Source organism: Caulobacter sp. CCNWLW153 (assembly GCF_036889365.1).
In the GTDB taxonomy this organism is placed as follows: Bacteria; Pseudomonadota; Alphaproteobacteria; order Caulobacterales; family Caulobacteraceae; genus Caulobacter; species Caulobacter radicis.
Genome location: NZ_JBAKFV010000001.1, coordinates 150,452 through 171,053, shown reverse-complemented (window position 1 = coordinate 171,053; position 20,602 = coordinate 150,452). Strand labels below are relative to the sequence as shown.

Below are 20,602 nucleotides of genomic sequence, written 5' to 3'. Positions count from 1 at the left end.
GATTCCCTTCAGGAGCCCCACCATGAATGTTTCCGACCTGGTCGACGCCGCCGTGGCCGCCGACGACAAGCTGACCAAGGCCCAAGCCAAGGCCATCATCGACGGCGTCTTCAAGTCGCTGACCGACGCCGCGGTGAAGGGTGAAGACGTCTCGATCCCGGGCTTTGGCAAGTTCAAGGTCCAGGCCAAGCCGGCCCGCACCGGCCGCAATCCCTCGACGGGCGCGACCATCGAGATCGCCGCCAGCAAGAAGGTCGCCTTCACGCCGGCCAAGCAGCTTAAGGACGCTGTCAACGGTTGAGCCCAGGGCGGTCAGCCCCTTGGCTGACCGCCGCTCCCGCCGCGAGTGCGACCTGATCGACACGGTCGCGCGCTCGCACGCCAGAACACCCCTGATTTGCCTTCCTTGACCGCTCGCGGAACGATAAGGTCGCCACTTACAAACATTCTTTCCTGGTTCTTTCTGCGCGACGGGGCTCTAAGCTCGTTCCTGTCTCGCCCCTCGTGAGCGACAACACGACCATGACAGCGACGCCGCACTCGCCCGCTCGCCCGTTGACGCCGATTTCCGAGGCCGCCGCCCGGCTGGGCGTCACGACGCGGGCTTTGCGGCACTATGAGACCATGGGCCTGGTGGTCCCCAGACGCCCTGACGGGCACGCGCGCGCCTACGACGAGGCGGCGATCGCGCGGTTGGAGCTGGTCGTGGCCCTGCGGGCCGCTGATCTGCCGCTGCGGACGGTGGCTGAGATCCTCGACGCCTGGAGCGGCGGCGGCGTCCAGCAGCAGGGCACCGTGCAACTCATCGAGGCGGCTCTGGGGCGGGCGCGCCTGACAGTGGAGCGTCTGGAGGCCGTCGGCCGGGCCGCGCGGCGCGATGGCCTGGAGGGCCTCAAGCGCCTGGCGCGACATGACGCCGCCGACGCCGCCCCGGCGGTGCAATGATTTCGCGCGAGGCCTATCGCGGACCGCTCACCAAGTCGGCCCTGGCCATGTTCGAGCGCGCCGACCGGCGCAACGGCGTTTCGCCCGCCACCCCGGGCGGGCGTCCATCCGTGAGCGCCAAGACCGGGCGGCGCGCGCCGTCCAAGCGCGCCCTGGCCGAGATTGGCGTGAGCCGAGCACGCCTTCGCCAGTGGGAGGACTTCGGCCTGATCGCCTTGCAGCGCGGCCCAGGCGGGCGCCGGGTGATCGACGAGCGTGTCGTCCAACAGGTGTCGGCCATTTGTGCGTTGAGGCGCGCGGGATTTGGGGTGCGGGAGATCAGCTGGCTCTCTGCTGAAGGCCCGCCGACCCTGGAGGTGCTGCAGCGCGCGCTCCACACCCTGGGCGCGCCGCTTGCGGTACGGGAGGCGCGCGCGCTTGGCGGCGTCCACGGGTTCAAGGGCTCCGACGCCCGGCCGACCGCGGCGGGCTGACGTCACGCCCCCAACCGGTCCCGAAAGGCCTTCGTTGAGGGCGCCGACAGCTTAGGGGCGGCTATCGACGACGGCCGGACCCGCGCCGTCGTCACCCGGGCCAAAGGCCATGCCCTGGCTGGCGAGGCGGCGGCAAACCACGAGCCGCCAGGCCTGATAGCCGCGCTCAGCCTGTGGCGACGCGCACGCCGCCGCCGCGCCGTCGAACCCTCACGATCACTGGCCCGCGGGACGCCGCAGGCTACAGGCTCCGCCGCCGGTGGCGGGTTCGCGCACCAGGTCGATCATCCGTGTTTCCGAGATGGTCCGCAGGAGATCTGCGCAGCTGGGCGCGTCCGGTTCCGACCGCCCCCCGCTCAAGGCGAGCGGCGCGGCAAGCAGCGCCAGGGCCGCGATGGTGATGATCGCCGCCGCCGACGGAAACCGTCGACCGGCTCTTGGCGCACGTGACGCGGCGTGGAGCGAAAGGCTCATGTCCATCCGAGGGTTCCTCCGTCATCGGCCCTCGTCTGCGCGGGGCTCATCCAGGAGTGTGCCACATTCAAACAAGCATGCAATACTGTTCGTAGATTGAGCCGACCGGCATATACAATCACGGTTGACTGTTATCCGCCCGGCCCGGAATATGCGCCTGGCCGCCTATGGTCTGGCGCCCGCCGGCGCCGGCGCAGCCGGCACGCCGGACTAAAAGCCGATCCCGGGACGCGCCCGCCAAGGCCGCGCGAGGGTCCCAGTTGGACAACACGCCCATGCCCAGAAATGCTGATCTTCCGGATGTCGGCGCGGCCAGCCCCTTGGACGGCCGCGCCAAGGACGTTCCAAGACGGCGGACCCAGGCGGAGCGAAGCACGGCCACCCGTGCGGTGCTGCTCAAGGCGGCTGTCGGCTGCCTGTACCGGCACGGTTACGGCGCGACGACCACGATCAATGTCGCCAACGAGGCCGGGGTCAGCCGCGGCGCGATGTTGCATCAGTTTCCGTCAAAAGCGGACCTGATGGCGTTCGTCGTAGAAGAAACCTTCGCGCAGGACCTGCGCCTCTATCGCCGGCTTTTGCGCGGAATCGACACCCGTCGCGATCGGCTGATCGCCTATCCCGAAGCGGCCTGGCGGGTGCTCAGTCGCCCGGCCGGCGTCGCCGTCATCGAGATTTTGCAAGGCTCGCGCAGCGATCACGATCTTAAGCAACGGCTGTCTCCGATCCTGGCCCGGATCGAGGCCACGGCGAGCGCCGAGATCAACCGTCAGTTTCCAGCCGGGGCGTCCCAGCCGCTTCGGCAACTGATTGTCGGCGCCGTGCGGGGCCTGGCCATGATGAACATCGTCGACCCCGACGACGAAGGGGTGCGCCGCGCTATTCCGCTTCTCCAGGCCCTCGTCCGCGCCGGCGTGGAGACGGGCCTGTTCAGCTCGGCCCCCGCGAGCCCGGTCGCCTCGGCCGCGCCGGCGGTGGCCAGGACGTGACTTTCAGGCGGCCGCCACAGGGCCCCGCCCTGACACCACCGCACGCCTGGCGACGAACATGACAAATGTTTTAAGCAGGATGTAATGCTTGTAAGTTCAGTTTGGACGGGGTTACACAATCCACAACCCTGCCCTGCGCAACGCCGAGGACCCGATGAAACTGCTGATCGCCACCGCCGCCCTGATGCTGGCCGCCGCCCCCGCCCTGGCCCAGACCCCGGCGCCCGCCGCCCCTGCTCCGGCCGCGGCCCCCGCGACCGCCGCCCCCTCGGGCGCCCTGACCGCCGACTCCCCGATTGAAACCCTGATGGCCACGCCGGCCTCCAAGGAAGCCGTGCTCAAGTCCTTCCCCAAGCTCGACGAGCATCCCGCCTACGAGCAGTTCAAGGCCATGAGCCTGCGCCAGCTGGTGGCGATGCTCAACGGCGCCATTCCGATGGAGAAGGTCGACGAAGTCGACAAGGCTCTGGCCCAGAGCAAATAGCGGCGCGACCCGCGCCCGGGGCCCCGGCCCCGCAAGGTGGAAAGCCCGAGCCGGGACCCTTGGCTCGGGCTTTTTGACATGTCGCCAGGGACGCTGGCGCGGAAAGCTTAAGCCTGGCGCGGCCAGGAAATCGATAAGGGGAGTTGGCCTTGCATCTGAACGCGAACATCAGCGCCGTGGTCACCGGCGCGGCCTCCGGTCTTGGCGAAGCCACGGCGCGTCGCCTGGCCGCCGAGGGCGTCAAGGTGACGATCTTCGACATGAACCTTGAGCGCGCGCGAGCCGTCGCCCAGGACATCGGCGGCCTCGCCGTGCGGGTGGATGTCACGCAGGACGACGAGGTCGTCAGCGGTCTGGCCGAGGCGCGCCAAGCCCACGGTCAGGAACGCATTCTGGTCAATTGCGCCGGCATCGTCCTGGGCGCCAAGACCGTGAGCCGGAGAAAAGCCGATGGCGCGCTGATCGCCGCATCGACCGAGGATTTCGACCGCGTGGTGCGGGTCAATCTCGGCGGAACCTTCCGATGCACCGCCCTGAGCGCGGTGGGCATGGCCAGCCTCGAGCCGCTGGACGGCGGGGAACGCGGCGTCATCATCTCGACCGCCTCGATCGCGGCCCAGGACGGCCAGGTCGGCCAGGCCGCCTATGCCGCCTCCAAGGCCGGCGTCGCCGGCATGGCCCTGCCGATCGCGCGGGACCTGGCCTCTGAAGGCGTCAGGGTCAACACCATCCTTCCGGGCCTTTTTGAGACCCCGATGATGGCGGGTCTCCCCGAAGGCGTGCGCACGAGCCTGGCCAGCGGCGTGCCCTTCCCCGCCCGCTTGGGCGCGGGCGAGGAGTACGCCGCCCTTGTGGTGGAGATTTGTCGCAACGCTTATCTGAACGCTGCGGCCATCCGCCTGGACGGCGCTCTGCGCATGGCGCCGCGCTGATCGACGCAAATCGACCGGGCCCGCCCTTAGCCAAGATCCTCAAGGACAGACGATGTCGCACCCCGACCAAGGACACGACGGCGCCGCGCTTCTGGCGCCCCCCGAGGCGATCGCGTTGCGCGACGCCGTTCGTCGCTTCGCCCAGGAACGCCTCGCGCCGTTCGCCGCCGACGCCGATCGCCACAAGACGTTCCCCGCCCGGCAGATGGCGGAAATGGGCGAGATGGGACTGATGGGGATGCTCGCGCCGGAAGCGCTCGACGGGTCCGATGTGGGCGCGATCGCCTATAGCATGGCGATCGAAGAGGTGGCCGCCGCCGACGGCGCCTGCTCAACGATCATGAGCGTTCACAACTCCGTCGGCTACTCACCGATCCTGCGCTATGGGACGCCCGAGCAGAAGGCGCGCTTCGTGCCGCCCATGGCGCGCGGCGAATGGATCGGAGGCTTCGCCCTGACCGAACCGCAGGCGGGATCGGACGCCTCCAACCTGCGCACGCGCGCGGTCCGGGACGGTGACGGATACGTTCTGAACGGGGCCAAGCAATTCATCACCTCCGGCTCGAGCGCCAAGGTGGTCATCGTTTTCGCCGTCACCGATGCGGCGGCGGGCAAGCGGGGCATCACCGCCTTCATCGTTCCGACCGACACGCCCGGCTTCCGGGTCGACAAGATCGAGCACAAGCTGGGCCAGCACGGTTCGGACACCTGCGCGCTGTCGTTCGAGGACATGCGGCTGGGCGCCGAGCTGCGCCTGGGCGCCGAAGGCGAAGGCTATCGCATCGCCCTTTCCAACCTGGAGGGCGGGCGGATCGGCATCGCCGCCCAGGCCGTGGGCATGGCGCGCAGCGCCTTCGAGGCGGCGCGCGATTATGCCCGCGAACGCCAAACGTTCGGCGTTGCGCTCATTGAGCATCAGGCGGTGGCGTTTCGACTGGCCGACATGGCCACCCAGATCGCGGTCGCCCGGCAGATGGTGCTGCATGCCGCCGCGCTCAAGCAGGCTGGAGAGCCCTGCCTGACCCAGGCTTCGATGGCCAAGCTCTTCGCCTCGGAAATGGCCGAGAAGGTCTGTTCGGACGCCATCCAGATCCACGGCGGCTACGGCTATCTGGCCGACTTCCCCGTCGAACGCATCTATCGCGACGTGCGCGTGTGCCAGATCTACGAAGGGGCCAGCGATATTCAGCGCCTGCTGATCTCGCGCGATCTGGGTTGAGGGGGCGCGGCCGGAAAGGCCGCCCCCACCCTGCCCTAGACCAGCTCCACCGCCATCGCCGTGGCCTCGCCGCCGCCGATGCACAGGGAGGCCAGGCCCTTCTTGCCGCCACGCGCCTGCAGCGCGGCGATCAGGGTGCACAGGATGCGCGCGCCCGAAGCGCCGATGGGGTGGCCCAGGGCGCAGGCGCCGCCGTTGACGTTCAGCTTGTCGTCGGGAATGCCCAGTTCCTGCTGAGCGATCATGGCGACCACGGCGAAGGCTTCGTTGACCTCGAACAGGTCGACGTCGGCCACGTCCCAGCCGGCCTTCTTCAGCGCCTTCTTCATGGCCGGGACCGGGGCGGTGGTGAAGAGGCCCGGCTCGTGGGCGTGGGCGGCGTGGGCGGCCACCCGGGCGACGATCGGCAGGGCCAGGCGCTCTGCGACGCTCTGGCGGGTCATCACCAGGGCGGCGGCGCCGTCGCTGATCGAGCTGGAATTGGCCGCCGTGATCCCGCCGTCGCGGCTGAAGGCCGGGCGCAGGGTCGGGATCTTGGCGGCGTCGGCCTTCAGCGGCTGCTCGTCCTGGCTGACCGTCTCGACGCCCTTGCGGGTGGTGATGGTCACCGGGGTGATCTCGGCGTCGAAGGCGCCCGAGGAAACGGCCTTCTGCGCCTTGGCCAGGCCCGCCACGGCGTAGGCGTCCATGGCCTCGCGGCCGAACTGGTAGGTGGCGGCGCTGTCCTCGGCGAAGGCGCCCATCAGCTTGCCGGGGGTGTAGGCGTCCTCCAGCCCGTCCAGGTACATGGAGTCCAGCATGGTGTCGTGGCCGATGCGCGCGCCCGAGCGGTGCTTGGTCAGCAGGTAGGGGGCGTTGGTCATGCTCTCCATGCCGCCGGCCACGATGATCTCGGCGCTGCCGGCCGCCAGGGCGTCATGGGCCATGATGGCGGCCTGCATGCCGCTGCCGCACATCTTGTTGACCGTGACAGCCTCGACCGAGAGCGGCAGGCCGGCCCCGACGGCCGCCTGGCGGGCAGGAGCCTGGCCCAGGCCCGCGGGCAGGACGCAGCCCATGAAGATCTGCTCGACCTGGTCGCCCGAGAGGCCGGCCCGCTCGATCGCCGCCTTGACCGCCGCCGCGCCCAGCTCGGTGGCCTTGGCCCCGGCGAGCGCGCCCTGGAAGCCGCCCATCGGCGTGCGGGCGAAGGAGGCGATGACGACCGGATCGGGCGTATGCGGCATGGCGGTTCTCCTGGTGGCGCGCCCTGGTTGGGCCGATAGAAGCCTGATGGACGAGGCGCGCAGTCGCTTCCACGTGGCAAGGGGCCGCGAGAAGCAATTAAAAGCAGTTCATCTTGCTTCTTATAGGGAGTGAGCTAGGTTCGCGTCAAATTCGCGCCTCGCCGATCTGCGGCCAGCCGCGCCGGCCCCAGAGCCCCGGGAGGACTTTGTGCAAGACTACGCCGCCGCCTACGCAGACTTCGACCTGAACGCCGCGCTTTCCGTTCTTTCCGGCGGCCCCAATGGCGTCAACGCCGCGGTCGAATGCTGCGATCGGTGGTGCGGTTCGGACCGCCCGGCGCTTTTCTGGGCCCATGAAGACGGTCGCCGGCAAACCCTCACCTTTGACGAGCTCAAGGCGCGCTCCGGTCAGCTGGCGCATCTGCTGGCGGCTCACGGCGTGGGCCCTGGGGACCGCGTGGCGGGCCTGCTCCCCCGCACCCCTCTATTGCTGGCGACCATCTTGGCGACATGGCGGCTTGGGGCGGTCTACCAACCCTTGTTCACCGCTTTCGGCCCACTGGCGGTCAGCCACCGCCTGGAGGCTTCCGAGGCCAAGGTCGTGGTCACCGACCCGGCCAACCGCCATAAGCTGGAGGGCGCCCCGCCCTCGGTGCGGGTGTTCGTCACCCAACAAAGCCAGAACGGCGCGATCGACGATGTGGTGTTGGCCGGGGTTCTGGAGCGTCAGTCGCCCGACTTCCCGCCGGTGATGCGACAGATGGACGACCCGTTCCTGATCATGTGCACCTCGGGGACGACGGGCGCGCCCAAACCGCTTCTGGTGCCCCTTAAGGCGATCGCCGCCTTCGTCGGCTATATGCGCGACGCCGTCGACCTTCGGCCGCAGGACCGGTTCTGGAACATCGCCGACCCGGGCTGGGCCTATGGCCTGTACTATAGCGTCACCGGGCCGCTGGCCATGGGACAAGCCACCCTGTTCTACGAGGGGGGCTTCAGCGCCGCCAACGCCGCAGCCGTGATCAAGGAGTTTGGGATCACCAACTTGGCCGGCTCGCCGACGGCGTTTCGGCAGTTCATCGCGGCCGGTCCCGAGGCGATGGCGGACGTGGCGGGCCAGTTGCGGGTGGTCAGCAGCGCGGGCGAAGCGCTCAATCCCGAGATCGGGCGCTGGTTCCAGACCCACCTTCGCGCGCCGATCCATGATCATTACGGCCAGACCGAGCTGGGCATGGTGGTCTGCAACCACCACGCCTTGCGACATCCCATGGCGCCGGGTTCGGCCGGCTTTTCCTCGCCGGGGCACCGCGTCGTGGTGCTCGACGACCAGGACCGCGAACTGGGGCCGCACGTCCCTGGCGACCTGTCCGTCGACGTCTCGGCCTCGCCCCTCTTCTGGTTCGCCGGCTACGAGGGTCGCCCTGAATCCAGGCCCGGGCGCTATTACCGCAGTGGCGACACCGTCGAGCTGAACGATGACGGCGGCGTCAGTTTCTTGGGCCGCGCCGACGATGTCATCACCTCGTCGGGTTACAGGATCGGCCCTTTCGATGTCGAAAGCGCCCTCGTCGAACATGAGGCGGTCGTAGAAGCCGCCGTCGTCGGCAAGCCCGATCCCGAGCGCACCGAAATCGTCAAGGCCTTCGTGGTGCTGCGCCAGGGTCACGAACCAAGCGACCAGCTTTCCAGCGACCTTCAGCGCTGGGTCAAGACGAGGCTTTCGGCTCACGCCTACCCGCGTGAAATCGAGTTCCTCGACGACCTTCCCAAAACGCCCAGCGGCAAGGTCCAGCGCTTCTTGCTGCGCGCCCGCGACAAGGCGCGCAGCGAACCGACGTGACGCCCAATCGGCCGGCGATCAGCGACAGGCTTGGTCGCCGCGCCGGGAGGAGCCCCGTGCTCCGCCCAGACGTCAGCAAGCGGGGGCGAGCCGGGCCCGCGGGCCCAGCGTCTTGGTCCTTGGAGCGATGACGATCAGCAAGACAAGTGAGTGCGATGACCAAGCCTAAGTTTGAGCCGGGCGCGTCGGTTTTACGGACCGGTCCTGATCTGCCGCACCTGGGCGTCTATTCGGGCCGGCTCTATGAGGTCGAGTCCCACGACGGCGACAGCGATGACGGCTTGTTCGTCAAGGGCGTGATCGCGGGCCTGGACTGCGCGGCCTTTTCGCCCGTTCCAGACGACACGCCCTTGGCGGACAAAAGCGCCGTTGAGGCCGTCGAGCGCGCTGGCTGGCCCGCCGACCTGCCCGTCTCGACCTATGAGCTTATCCGCCAGGCCGCCCAACGCTTTGGCCAGGCCAAGGCGCTGTCCTTCTTCCTCGACGCGCAGAACCACAAGGCCGTGCGCAGCTGGACGTTCGAGACCTACGCCCAGGCCGTGACGCGCACGGGAAATCTGTTTGCCGCGCTTGGGACAGAGCCAGACGATGTCGTCGCGCTCTTCCTGCCCAATCTGCCGGAGATGATGTTTTGTCTGTGGGGCGCCGAAGCGGTGGCCGTGGCCTTGCCGATCAATCCGTTGCTGGAACCGGCGGGCCTGGCCGATCTGCTTCGCGCCAGCCGCGCCAAGGTGCTGGTCACCTTGGCGCCCTTTCCCGGCGTCGATCTCTATGAGAAGGCGGTCGCGGCCCTGGCGGCCAGCCCATCGATCCGCGAGCTGGTCTTGATCGACCTGGCCGCCCCCGCAGAGGGCGAGCCTCCAGCGCCGGCCGCGTCAGGGGTCGGTCACGGCGTTCGGGTCAGCCATTATCAACCCGCCTGCGCTCAGCAGCCCCACGATCGTCTCGTCCAGGGTCGGGCCCGGCGGGGCGAGGACACCGCCTCGCTCTTCGCCACCGGCGGCTCGACCGGCGCGCCAAAGCTTGCGCGACGCAGCCACGCCAATGAGGTGGCCAACGCCTTCATGGGGACGCGGGCCTTGGGCCGCGCCATCACCGCCCGGGACGTGGTGTTCGCCGGCCTGCCCCTGTTCCACGTCAACGGCGCCATGGTGACCGGTTTGGCGAGCCTCTTTGCCGGCGCCCATGTGCTGATCGCCAGTCCTCAGGGGTTCCGCGGGCCCGGCGTGATCGCCAGGTTCTGGGACATTGTCGAGCATCATCGCGTCGTGATGTTCAGCGCTGTGCCGACCCTGCTGTCGGCCTTGCTGTCGGTCCCGACCGAAGGTCGTGATCTCAGCGCGCTGCGGTTCGTGATCTGCGGCGCCGCGCCGCTCTCACCCGAGCTCATCAGTCAGTTCGAGGCCGCGACGGGGGTGACCATCGTCGAGGGCTACGGCTTGACCGAGGCCACCTGCACGGTGTCGCTAAACCCGATCAACGGCGACCGGCGCGCCGGCTCGGTGGGCCTGCCCGTGCCTTTCCAGCAGGTGCGGATCGCCAAGCTGGGGGCCCAGGGCGAATGGCTCGCCGACGCGGCCGTCAACGAGACGGGCCAGGTGATGCTCGCGGGGCCCAACATCTTCCAGGGTTATGGGCAGGAGCACCAGAACGCGGGAGTGTTCGTGCTCGATCAGGCCGGTCAGCGCTGGCTCAACACCGGCGATCTTGGCGCCTTGGACGCCGATGGGCGGCTGTGGCTGCGCGGCCGCTCCAAGGATGTGATCATCCGCGGCGGGCACAATATCGATCCGGCCGTGATCGAGGACGCCTTTTACGCCCATCCGGCTGTCGCCCTGGCCGCCGCCATCGGACGTCCCGACCCCCACGCGGGCGAGGTTCCGATCGTCTATGTTCAGCTCAAGCCGGGCGTGTCGGCGGACGCTGAAGATCTGGCCCGCTTCGCCGAGTCCAGGATTGTCGAGCGCGCGGCGCGTCCCAAGGCCGTGCGCATCATCGAGGCCCTGCCCCTGACGGCGATCGGCAAGGTGTTCAAGCCGGCGCTGCGCGAGCGTGAGGCCCGCGAGGCATGACCCGCGTTCTTCCATCGGCGTGGCCCATGCTCGCGCCTGGGCGCACGGTTTGACGTGACGCCTTGCGTCTGGATCGGAGTTGACCGTGCGACCTCTGAAGATTGGTGTTCTTGGCGCCTCGCGCGTGGCGGTGTTCGCCATGCTCGAGCCGGCCGCGGGCTTTGACGACATCGAGGTCGCCGCGGTCGCCGCGCGCGATCCTGAACGCGCCAGGGCCTACGCCACGACGCACAAGATCGGCCGCGTAGAGCCCGACTACGAGGCGCTGATCAGCGCCCCGGACCTGGACCTGATCTATATCTCGACGCCGGCCAACGCCCACGCCGAGCACGCGTTGGCCGCCATCGCCGCGGGCAAGCCGGTGTTGGTGGAAAAGCCCTTCGCGCTGAACGCCGCGCAGGCCCAGACGGTGTACGACGCCGGCCTCCAGGCGGGCGTCCCGGTGTTCGAGGCCATGCACTCGCCGCACCATCGGCTGTTCGCCCGGATCCTGGAGATCCTGGACAGCGGCGAAATCGGCCCGGTTCGCAAGATCGACGCCGTGTTCGGCGCGCCGATCGAGCGTAACGATCCTGTGCGTTGGTCCGCCGAACTGGGCGGCGGGGCGCTGATGGACCTTGGCGTCTATCCCCTGGCGTGGATTCGCCGCATCGCCGGAGAAGCCTTCACGGTGATCAGCGCCAGCCAGGAGCGGGAGGATGGCGTCGACGCCTCCTTCCAGGCGGTGCTCGCCTTCGCCGCTGGCGTCGAGGCGCGCGCCTACGCGTCGATGACGATCGAGCGTCCGACCGCCCGGCTGCTGATCGAGGGAGAACGCGGCGTGCTCATGGCCCTCAACCCGCTGGCCCCGCAGATGGGCCACGCCTTGACCGTCAAGGTGGGCGGCCAGACTCGAACTGAAACCGTGGACGGCGCCAGCAGCTACGCCGAGCAACTCACGGCGGTCAGGGCCACGCTCGTGGAGGGCGCGGACTTTCCCTTCCCGGCGGACGACTACGTGCTTTCCATGCGGGCCATCGACATGGTGCGCGCGGCGATGTCCTGAACGCTCGTCGAGCCCGGCCGACGGGTTTGAGGCGTCGGTCGAACCCTGCCGCCTTGATTGACATATAAGCAGTCTCGCCTGTATCGATAAGTCACAAGATCGCCGTCAACGGCGGGGCTTTGGGGCCTGCGGGGAGGAGACAAGGTTATGACCAAGCTCGCCGCCCGGCGCGGCCCCCGCGCCGCGCTCGCGCCCGTGAGGCGTCCCTCGCCGCCCCTCTCCTTTGGGCGCGGAGCCGCCAGCCCCCGCCCCCGAACCCCTGCCGTCAGGTGATGAAGATGCCGAAGTTCCTGCGCGTTCTCAAATGGACCGCGATCGTCCTGGTCGGGCTGGCGGTCGCCGGGACGCTGACCGTCCTGGCCGTGGCCAACAGTCAGGACGGCTCGGTCAAGGTTCTGCAGTCCTATCTCTACGGCAAGTGGAAGCGCGAGCCCAACGCCTTCGAACCCCTGGAGCCGCCGCGCGACAGGGTTCGCGCCGACGGCGTCCGCTTGAAGACCAACTTCAAATACGATCAGACCTACCCCAACAGCTTCATGGACATCTGGTACGGCTCGGCCGACACCAAGGTGAAAAGGCCCACCGTCATCTTCCTGCACGGGGGCGGCTGGTTCATGGGCAGCAAGGACATGGGCGATCCCATGGCCGCGGGCGGGCCGAACGGCGAGGACCTGCCCTTCGGCTTCATCGCCCGCCACGGGTTTAATCTCGTCAATCTCGACTACGCCCTGGCGCCCGCCTATCGGTATCCGGTTCCGCTGGAACAGCTGAACAACGCCATCAAGTACATGCAGGACCACCAGGACGAACTGGGCCTGGACATGTCCCGCGTCATCATCATGGGCGGAAGCGCCGGTGCGCAGATGACCGCCCAGTACGGCGCGCTGCTGGCCGACCCGGCCTATGCGGCCGAGGTTGGGGTCAAACCGTCGATCGATCCTGCGCACGTCAAGGGCCTGGTCATTTTCTCGGCCCCGCTCAAGTTCTCCGGCTTCAAGTGGCGCATGAACGCCATGCTCTGGGCCTATCTGGGCACAAAGGACCTGGAGACGAGCAAGCAGGCCCGGCAGGTCGACATCCTGTCGCACGTCACGCCCAACTATCCGGCCACCTACATCACCGACGGCAACCAGGCCGACACCTTCCCCGAACACGCCAAGGCGATGGCCAAGGCCCTTCGCCAGAATGGGGTCGACTACGTCTTCAATTACTATGAGCCCAGCGAAGCCCTGCTCGATCACGGTTACTCGGCCCGGCTGAACACCAAGCAGGGACGGGACAATATGGAAAAGGCCGTCGCCTTCATGCAGCAGCGCACCGGCGTGGCGACCACGCCTGCGGCGCCGGCCGGCGCCGTTGGGGGCGCGGGCGGCTCCGCCCCGGCCCCGCGCCTCTAGACGCGCCGCTCGCCGTCGCACAAACGCCTCTGGGAAGACCCTCATATGCGCTCGCCTAATCGCCTGACCGGTCCGTTCAACGCCATGCTGATGGTGGCCGCCCTGGCCGCGCCCTCCATGACCCGCGCCCAGGCCGCCGCCCAGGCCGCCGCCCCGCCCGTCGACCCTCCCGCGCGTGTCAGCGTGGTGAAGATCGCTTCGGGTCGCCTGGCTGGTCTGAGCGACGGGGTGACTTCCAGTTGGAAGGCCATCCCCTACGCCGCGCCGCCGGTCGGGCCGCTGCGCTGGCGTCCGCCCCAGAAGGTCCAGGCCTGGCCGGGGGTGCGGGCCGCCGACAAGGTCGGCGCCCTTTGCCAGCAGAAGTACAATCCGACCGACAACGGCGTTGGGCCGCCGCCGATGAGCGAAGATTGCCTGACGCTGAACGTCTGGGCGCCGGTGAAGGCCAAGCGCGCGCCGGTCATGGTGTGGATCCATGGCGGCGGCTACGCCAACGGTTCGGGTACGGCGGCGCTCTATGACGGGCAGGCCCTGGCCAAGCAGGGCGTTGTGGTCGTCACCCTCAACTACCGCCTGGGCCGCTTTGGCTTCTTCGCCCATCCCGCGCTGAAAGCCAGCGCGCCTGGCGAGATGATCGGCAACTACGGCTTGATGGACGTGGTCGCGGCGCTGTCTTGGGTGCGCGACAACATCGACCGGTTCGGCGGTGATCCCGCCCAGGTCACCATCTTCGGCGAGTCCGCGGGCGGCGCGGCCGTCAACGCGCTGATGGTTTCGCCGATCGCCCGCGACCTGTTCTCCAAGGCCGTCGTGCAATCGGGCCTGGGCCGCGAAGGCATGGCGTCGGTGGACGAGGCTTCGGCGTCGGGCGTCGCCTTCGCCCAACAGTTGGGCCTGCAAGACGCCAGCGCCGCGCAGCTACGCGGCCTCAGCGCCGACGCCATCGTCCAGGCCGGGGATATCGAAATCCTCAAGGGCCAGGGCCCGATGCTCGACGGCCAACTGCTGACGCGGACCCCGGCGCAGGCTTTCGCCCTGGGCCTGGAGGCGCCGGCGCCTTACCTGATCGGCTGGAACAGCCTGGAATTTCCGGTCCCCGCGGCGCTGTTCGAGATGTCGCTGAGCGCAAGTCCGGCGTTCACCGCCCAGGCCAAGGCGAACCTGAAGGCCGCCTACCCCGACGCGCAGACCTATTCGGACCACGTGTTCAGCGATTTCATCTTCGTCGAACCGGCGGTCAATCTGGCCCGGCTCCACGCCCGCAACGGCCATCCCACCTACGCCTACCAGTTCTCCGTCCTGGCGGACGCCGCCCCCAAGACCTTCAAGGGCGCGCCCCACGCCACCGAGCGGCCCTACGTCTTCAAGACCCTGGCGGCCTCCTCTTGGCCGTTGGACGCCAGGGACGCGGTCCTGGCCGAGACCCTCAGCGCCTACTGGACCAGCTTCGCCAAGACCGGCGCGCCGCGGGCCGAGGCGGCGCCCGCCTGGCCGCGCTTCGAGCCGCTGGCGGCGCCGATCATGGACTTCACCAATAGCGGCCCAAGGGCGGGCGCGGCGCCAAGGCCCGAAGCCCTCAAGGCGCTGCAGGCGCTGCATCCCTGATATGTACCGGGCCAGACGCTTGGCCCTCGCCCGATCCTCCGCCTCTGACGCCCCATAGGAGCCCGCCCATGCCGCGCAACCTTCAACCTCGGCCTGGCTCGGCGATGACCCGCCGAGGCGCGCTCGCCTGCGCGAGCGCGCTGGCGATGTCGGCGCTGTCGTGGTCGCCACAGGCTCTGGCTGAGCCCGATGCGCAGTCTCTGGCGGCGGGCTTCGTGCGACCGCCGCAGGCGGCCAAGCCGCGACTGTGGTGGCACTGGATGAACGGCAATGTCACGCCCGAAGGCGCAAGGCTTGACCTGGAATGGATGCAGCGCGTGGGCGTTGGCGGCGTACATCTGTTCTCGGGCGGCGGCTTTGGCGAGCCCAAGCTCGTGGACAAGCCCCTGCCCTTCATGAGCCCCGGCTGGCGCGAGGTCTTCCGTCAATCGATGCAGACCGCCCGCGCGTCGGATATGGAAGTCGGCATCGCCGCCTCGCCTGGCTGGAGCCAGACCGGCGGGGTGTTCGTGCCGCCGGCGGACGGCATGAAGAAGTACGTGTGGAGCGAGACCCGCATCGTCGGCGCAAAGACGCCGATCACTTTGGTCGCGCCCCCCCTCGCCATCGGGCCGTTCCAGGGCGTGGCGGAGAAAAGCGCCGCCAAGCAGCTTGCCGGCCCGCTCTATGGCGAGGGGTTCGTGGTGGCGTTCCCCACGCCCGTCCTGGAGACTAAGGCGCCTGCCCCGCAACTGAGCGCCAACGATCCCGGCGCCGAGCTGGCCAAACTGGTCGCCGGCGCGACGGCGGCGGGCGCCCGCCTGCCCCTGGCCGCGGACGGGTCGGCCTGGGTCGAGGCCAGCTTCGCCGCGCCCGCGCGTCTGTCGGCCATCGCCTTGCTTACGCCCACGGGGGTGAGCGTCGAGGTCCTGGCCCAGGATCCTGACGGAGCCTGGCGCTCCCTCACCCGCCAGGATCTCGTCGCCCCCAGCGGCGTGGAGCACCCCGCGCCGCAGCAGACCTTGTCGTTCCCGACAACGCAGGCCCAGCGGTTTCGCATCGTCCTGCGGCTTCTGTCGCCGCCCCCGCCCCTGCCCGGCCTGCCGCCGTCCATGGCCAAGGTCGCGCCGCCGCCCAAGGCCGTGACGATCAACGGGTTGGAGTTCCTGGCGGGGGCCCGCGTCAACCGCTTCGAAGCCAAGGCCGGCTTCCAGACCTCCATCGAGGCCGATGCGGCCGCCACGCCTGCGTCCCTCGCCGACGGGGTGGTCGCCGCGGGTCAGGTCATCGATCTGACAGGCAAGCTTTCAGCCGACGGGCGCCTGGACTGGACGCCGCCGAAGGGCGACTGGACGGTGCTGCGCTTTGGCTGGACCTTGACTGGCCACGCCAACGGGCCAGCCGAGCCGGACGCCACCGGGCTGGAGGTCGACAAGCTCGACCCCGCCGCTGTCGGCCGCTACGCCCAGACCTATCTTGACCTCTACAAGGACGCCAGCGGCGACAAGCTTGGCGCCGACGGCGTGGGATCGCTGATCACCGACAGCTGGGAGGCCGGCTTCCAGAACTGGACCCCCGCCTTGCTCGACGAGTTCAAGTCGCGGCGCGGCTACGATCCGATGCCGTTCGCGCCGGTGCTGGCCGGACGGGTGGTGGACAGCGCCGAGGCCAGCGAGCGGTTCCTCTGGGACTATCGCCTCACCCTCAAAGAGCTAGTCGCCGACGCCCACTATTCCGTTCTGGCCAAGGCCGCCCACGAACGGGGGATGGCCTACTATACCGAGGCTTCAGGCGACAATCCGCGCGTGCTCGGCGACGGCATGACCCTGAAGGCGCGGTCGGACATCCCAACCGCGGAGTTCTGGTATCGCAACTTCGCCTCCGGACCCGGTCAGTTCTCGCTCAAAGCCGATCTTCAGGAGGCCGCGTCGGCGGCCCACGTCTACGGCAAGCCCCTGGCCGCCGCGGAGTCCCTCACCGTCGCGGCCGGTTCCGATCCGTGGTCGTTCTCGCCCGCCATGCTCAAGCCCGTGGCGGATCAGATCTTCGCTCTGGGCGTCAATCGCATCCTGCTGCACGAGTCGCGCCAACAGCCGCTCGTCGACGCCAAGCCCGGCCTGACGCTGGCGATCTTCGGCCAGTACTTCAATCGTAATGAGACCTGGGCCGAGGACGCCGCCCCCTGGCTGACCTATCTGGCGCGCACCTCCTACCTCCTGCAGCAGGGCCGCTACGTCGCCGACGTCGCCTATTTCTACGGCGAGGACAGGACGTTGACGGAACTGTTCCGGACCCGGGCCAACACCGATGTGCCGTCGGGCTACGCCTACGACTACGTCAATCGTGAAGCCCTGCTCACCCTGTTGTCGGTCAAGGATGGCCGCGTGGTGACGCCGTCGGGCATGAGCTACCGTATCCTGTTCGCGCCGCCTCAGGTGACGCGCATGACCTTGCCGGCGCTGCAGAAGATTCGCGACCTGGTGGCCGCAGGCGCCGTCCTGGTGGCGCCCCGGCCGGTCGGCGGCCTTGGCCAAGCCTCGTCCGACGACAAGATCGCCGCTCTGGCCGAGGAGGTCTGGGGGCGCGACCCGATCGGTCCGGCCGGTCGCGCGCTTGGCGCTGGCAAGGTCTATGCAAGCCTCGACCAGGCCTTGGCGGCCGAGAAGGTCACGCCCGATCAGCGCCTGACCGGCTCGCCGGACGCTCAGCTGTTGTCGCTCCACCGCCGCACGAGCGAGGCCGACATCTATTTCGTATCGAACCAAAAGGATCGCCCCGAGGACGTCCGCGGCCTGTTCCGCGTGGAGGGCAAGGCTCCCGAGATCTGGCGGGCGACCAACGCGACGATGGAGCCGGCCAGCTTCACTGCCCGGGACGGGGGAACCGAAACCGCTCTGCGCCTGGAGCCGCACGAGGCGGTGTTCGTGGTGTTCCGCAAGCCCACCGCGCTCAAGAGGTTCACTGCCCCGGCCAAGGCGACCAAGACCCTGACGGCTGTCGGCGGGCCATGGCGGCTGAGCTTTGGCCCTGGCTTGGCCGCCCCTCCGCCCACCACCCTGGATCAGCTGACCTCCTGGACCCAGGCGAGCGATCCGGCGATGAAATACTATTCCGGCTCGGCCACCTATCAGACCCGGGTGAACGTGCCGCGGGCGGCTTTGCGTCGCGGCCAGCGCGTTTATCTCGACCTTGGTCAGGTGCGCGAACTGGCGTCGGTGTCGGTCAATGGCAAGGACGCCGGCCTGGCCTGGAACGCGCCCTACAAGGTCGACGTCACCGGGATGCTGCGCCCGGGCCGCAACGAGGTCTCCATCCGCGTGGTCAATCTCTGGCGCAACCGGTTGATCGGCGACAAGCAGCCGGGCGTCAAACCGGTGACCGTGGCTCCCATGGCCTTCTACGGCCCGGCGTCTCCACTGTTCGATTCCGGCCTGCTGGGTCCTGTCAGCCTGGTCTCGGAGGAGGCCGCCCCGCCCTCGCGCCCCTAGGCCGACGTCCCCTCGCCGAACACAGAAAAGGGCCGCGTCGTCGACGCGGCCCTAATTGCTGGGCGAGCTCCTCTGCGGGGCCCGGCCTTAGCGCTTGGCGGCCTTCAGCCGCGCTGTGCCCTGCAGGCCCGACAGCTTGGCCGAGGGCGAGACGCGCACGTCGTAGTCGCCCGCCGCCCGCCGCCAGCCGTTGGTCTCATAGCTGGCCAGGATGCGCGGATCGGCGCTGATGGTGACGCGGCGGCTCTCGCCGGGGGCCAGCGCGACCCGCGACCAGCCGGCCAGACGGTGGGTGCGGCCGGGCGGCGCGACATAGAGTTGGGGGACGTCGACCCCGGCCCGCTTGCCGACGTTGGTCACGGTGAAGCTGACCTTGAGGTCCGCCCCGCCCTCGATCTTGAGGTTGGTGTGCTCAAAGCGCGTATAGGTCAGGCCGTAGCCGAACGGGAACAGCGGCTCCTGCTTCTCGCGTTCGTACCAGCGATAACCCACGTCGCTGCCCTCATGGTAGTCGACGGCGAACGGCTTAGGCGGCGGTGAGAACAGGCTCGCCTTGGGATCGTAGCCGTCGATCGTCTTGCGGGGCAATTGCTCGACGCTCTGCGGGAAGGTGATGGGCAGGCGCCCCGAAGGCGCGACCTGGCCCGTGAGCAGGGCGGCGATGGCCTCACCGCCCTTTTGGCCCGGGTACCAGGCCTGCAACACCGCCTTGACCGACCCGAGCCAGGGCATGGTGACCGGATTGCCGGTCTCCAGGACGACCGCGGTTTTTGGATTGGCCGCGGCGACGGCGGCGATCAGGTCGTCCTGCTTGTTGGGCAGCGACAGGTCGGCCACATCGAAATTCTCGGTCGCGAGCTTGAGCGCGAAGACGATGGCGATGTCGGCCTTGCGCGCCGCCTCCGCCGCGCGCGCGGCGTCCTTGCCGTCGTCGAAGACGATCTCGAGATCGGGACGCAGGGCGCGCAGCGCCTTGAGCGGCGAGGACGGCGCAAAGCTCCACTTGCTGAGCGCCGCCATCCCCACCGCATTGTCCTGATGGACGATGCCGCCATGGGGGTTGACCATCGAGCCGCCGCCGCCGAGCAGCACGCCGACATCGGCGTAGCCGCCGATCACCACGATCCTGGGCTTGCCTTCGAGCGGCAGCAGGCCGTCGTTCTTGAGCAGGACCGCCCCGGCCTCGGCCTGCTTCTGGGCGACGGCGACGTTGCGCGCCACGTCGATCCTGCCGCCGGGCTTGGCGGGATTTTCCAGGCCGCCCACGGCGATCAGGGACCGCACGATCCGGAACGCCATGTCGTTGATCCGGGCCATGGGGATCTCCCCCTTGGCGACCGCTTCAGGTAGGGCGGCGAACAGGTCCTCGCCCTGGGGCGATTGCTGGTCCAGGCCGGAGGCGACGGCCTTGCGCATGTCGTGGACCCCGCCCCAGTCGGACATCACCCAGCCCCGATACCCCCAGTCGCCCTTCAGCACGCGGTTGAGCAGCCAGTCGTTCTCGCAGGCATGGTCGCCATTGACCTTGTTGTAGGAGCACATCACCGCGCCCGGCCGCCCGCGCTGGATGGCGATTTCGAACGCCAGAAGATCCGACTCCCGCGCCGCGCCCTGCGCGATGCGGGCGTCCAGGACCCCGCGTCCCGACTCCTGATCGTTGAGCGCGTAGTGCTTGATGGTCGAGACGACGTTTCGGCTCTGCATGCCTGCGATGCTGGCGCCGATGACCTCCCCGGCGAGCAAGGGATCCTCCCCGGCATATTCGAAATTACGTCCGTTGCGCGGTTCGCGCGCCAGATTGATCCCGCCGCTCAGCATGACGTTGAAGCCCTTGGCGTGGGCCTCATCGCCAACGACCTCGCCGGCGGCTTGCGCCAGGGCCGGGTCGAAGCTGGCGGCCCAGGCCAGGGACGAGGGCTGAGCCGTGGCCTGGTCGTCCAGCCCGCGGATCCACGACTTCATGTTGGCCACGCCGATCGGACCGTCCGATTCCTGCAGCGCCGGCCATTTCAGACGGGGGATCGGCGGAACATAGCCGGCCGAGCTGATCGCCCCGGGCGGCGGCGGCTTGCGGGTGCCTTCGGGGAAGGTGTTGGCGCCGGGCGCCATCTGGAACGAGGTCGCCGCCAGCGGACGAAGGAGCTGGAGCTTCTCCTCGGTCGTCATGGCCGCCACCAGACGCCGGGCCTGGCGGTCGGCCTCGGCGGAGGATACGACGGCCATCTTGCCCGCCGTCCCAGACTTGGGCGCGGCCTGGGCGTGGGCGCCCATCGCCGCTGTCGACGCCGCAATGGCGATCCATGAGGTCCAGCGCTTCATCGTTAGTCCCTTTAAACAGCGTGTCCGCAGGCCGCGCTCGATCTGTTCGGGTCGTCCTGCTGCGTCGTGGTTGGGCTGTCCTCAACAGGAGAGCCCGCTCGTGGTTGGGCCGGTT

The 20,602-nt window shown here is 68.9% G+C and carries 15 protein-coding genes; 13 read left to right on the top strand and 2 right to left on the bottom strand.

The annotated features are described in order from the left end of the window. Position 1 precedes the first annotated feature (1 nt). From V6S85_RS00670 to V6S85_RS00640, 7 genes are all read left to right on the top strand, one after another. Entirely contained in the window at positions 2-301 is a 300-nt protein-coding gene (locus V6S85_RS00670; protein WP_279325501.1) for an HU family DNA-binding protein, read from the top strand. 221 nt (positions 302-522) lie between these two features. Continuing rightward, positions 523-945, top strand: coding sequence for a MerR family transcriptional regulator (locus V6S85_RS00665; RefSeq protein ID WP_116568745.1), 423 nt, complete (start codon positions 523-525; stop codon positions 943-945). Beyond that, positions 942-1,418, top strand: coding sequence for a helix-turn-helix domain-containing protein (locus V6S85_RS00660; RefSeq protein ID WP_334347638.1), 477 nt, complete (start codon positions 942-944; stop codon positions 1,416-1,418). Before V6S85_RS00665 ends, V6S85_RS00660 begins: the two co-directional genes overlap by 4 nt. A gap of 734 nt (positions 1,419-2,152) precedes the next feature. After that, positions 2,153-2,881, top strand: a complete 729-nt coding sequence (locus V6S85_RS00655) for a TetR/AcrR family transcriptional regulator (RefSeq protein WP_165828928.1) — start codon at positions 2,153-2,155, stop codon at positions 2,879-2,881. A gap of 154 nt (positions 2,882-3,035) precedes the next feature. Then, positions 3,036-3,365, top strand: coding sequence for a hypothetical protein (locus V6S85_RS00650; protein ID WP_165828929.1), 330 nt, complete (start codon positions 3,036-3,038; stop codon positions 3,363-3,365). A gap of 149 nt (positions 3,366-3,514) precedes the next feature. Further along, positions 3,515-4,297, top strand: coding sequence for an SDR family NAD(P)-dependent oxidoreductase (locus tag V6S85_RS00645; RefSeq protein ID WP_334347637.1), 783 nt, complete (start codon positions 3,515-3,517; stop codon positions 4,295-4,297). A gap of 52 nt (positions 4,298-4,349) precedes the next feature. Then, complete coding sequence (locus V6S85_RS00640; RefSeq protein ID WP_334347636.1) at positions 4,350-5,516, top strand: acyl-CoA dehydrogenase family protein; 1,167 nt, start codon at positions 4,350-4,352, stop codon at positions 5,514-5,516. Between the two features lie 35 nt (positions 5,517-5,551). Here the strand turns inward: V6S85_RS00640 and V6S85_RS00635 are convergent, their stop codons facing one another. Then, a complete protein-coding gene (locus tag V6S85_RS00635; protein ID WP_334347635.1) occupies positions 5,552-6,742 on the bottom strand; it encodes an acetyl-CoA C-acyltransferase in 1,191 nt (396 codons plus the stop codon). A 208-nt stretch (positions 6,743-6,950) separates the two neighbouring features. On the opposite strand from V6S85_RS00635, the gene V6S85_RS00630 reads away from it, so the two are divergent. From V6S85_RS00630 to V6S85_RS00605, 6 genes are all read left to right on the top strand, one after another. Then, entirely contained in the window at positions 6,951-8,582 is a 1,632-nt protein-coding gene (locus tag V6S85_RS00630) for an AMP-binding protein (RefSeq protein WP_334347634.1), read from the top strand. Between the two features lie 155 nt (positions 8,583-8,737). After that, the gene (locus V6S85_RS00625; protein WP_334347633.1) at positions 8,738-10,654 is read left to right on the top strand and encodes an acyl-CoA synthetase; all 1,917 of its coding nucleotides are present in this window, start codon (positions 8,738-8,740) and stop codon (positions 10,652-10,654) included. An 85-nt stretch (positions 10,655-10,739) separates the two neighbouring features. After that, positions 10,740-11,699 (top strand): Gfo/Idh/MocA family protein, encoded by a 960-nt coding sequence (locus V6S85_RS00620; protein ID WP_334347632.1) that lies wholly within the window; start codon positions 10,740-10,742, stop codon positions 11,697-11,699. A 278-nt stretch (positions 11,700-11,977) separates the two neighbouring features. Further along, positions 11,978-13,096 (top strand): alpha/beta hydrolase, encoded by a 1,119-nt coding sequence (locus tag V6S85_RS00615; protein ID WP_165828930.1) that lies wholly within the window; start codon positions 11,978-11,980, stop codon positions 13,094-13,096. 45 nt (positions 13,097-13,141) lie between these two features. Next, positions 13,142-14,701, top strand: a complete 1,560-nt coding sequence (locus V6S85_RS00610; protein ID WP_116568755.1) for a carboxylesterase/lipase family protein — start codon at positions 13,142-13,144, stop codon at positions 14,699-14,701. Positions 14,702-14,769: 68 nt separating this feature from the next. Beyond that, positions 14,770-18,168: a glycosyl hydrolase gene (locus V6S85_RS00605; RefSeq protein WP_334347631.1), complete on the top strand. Its 3,399-nt coding sequence runs from the start codon at positions 14,770-14,772 to the stop codon at positions 18,166-18,168. Between the two features lie 87 nt (positions 18,169-18,255). Here the strand turns inward: V6S85_RS00605 and V6S85_RS00600 are convergent, their stop codons facing one another. Further along, positions 18,256-20,487, bottom strand: a complete 2,232-nt coding sequence (locus V6S85_RS00600) for a beta-glucosidase (RefSeq protein ID WP_334347630.1) — start codon at positions 20,485-20,487, stop codon at positions 18,256-18,258. Positions 20,488-20,602: the final 115 nt, after the last annotated feature.

What these genes read in the sequence shown, in the direction of transcription:
- V6S85_RS00665 (WP_116568745.1), top strand. Translation starts at nt 523, where the DNA reads ATGACAGCGACGCCGCACTCGCCCGCTCGCCCGTTGACGCCGATTTCC.
- V6S85_RS00660 (WP_334347638.1), top strand. Translation starts at nt 942, where the DNA reads ATGATTTCGCGCGAGGCCTATCGCGGACCGCTCACCAAGTCGGCCCTG.
- V6S85_RS00650 (WP_165828929.1), top strand. Translation starts at nt 3,036, where the DNA reads ATGAAACTGCTGATCGCCACCGCCGCCCTGATGCTGGCCGCCGCCCCC.
- V6S85_RS00640 (WP_334347636.1), top strand. Translation starts at nt 4,350, where the DNA reads ATGTCGCACCCCGACCAAGGACACGACGGCGCCGCGCTTCTGGCGCCC.
- V6S85_RS00635 (WP_334347635.1), bottom strand. Translation starts at nt 6,742, where the DNA reads ATGCCGCATACGCCCGATCCGGTCGTCATCGCCTCCTTCGCCCGCACG.
- V6S85_RS00625 (WP_334347633.1), top strand. Translation starts at nt 8,738, where the DNA reads ATGACCAAGCCTAAGTTTGAGCCGGGCGCGTCGGTTTTACGGACCGGT.
- V6S85_RS00615 (WP_165828930.1), top strand. Translation starts at nt 11,978, where the DNA reads ATGCCGAAGTTCCTGCGCGTTCTCAAATGGACCGCGATCGTCCTGGTC.
- V6S85_RS00610 (WP_116568755.1), top strand. Translation starts at nt 13,142, where the DNA reads ATGCGCTCGCCTAATCGCCTGACCGGTCCGTTCAACGCCATGCTGATG.
- V6S85_RS00605 (WP_334347631.1), top strand. Translation starts at nt 14,770, where the DNA reads ATGCCGCGCAACCTTCAACCTCGGCCTGGCTCGGCGATGACCCGCCGA.
- V6S85_RS00600 (WP_334347630.1), bottom strand. Translation starts at nt 20,487, where the DNA reads ATGAAGCGCTGGACCTCATGGATCGCCATTGCGGCGTCGACAGCGGCG.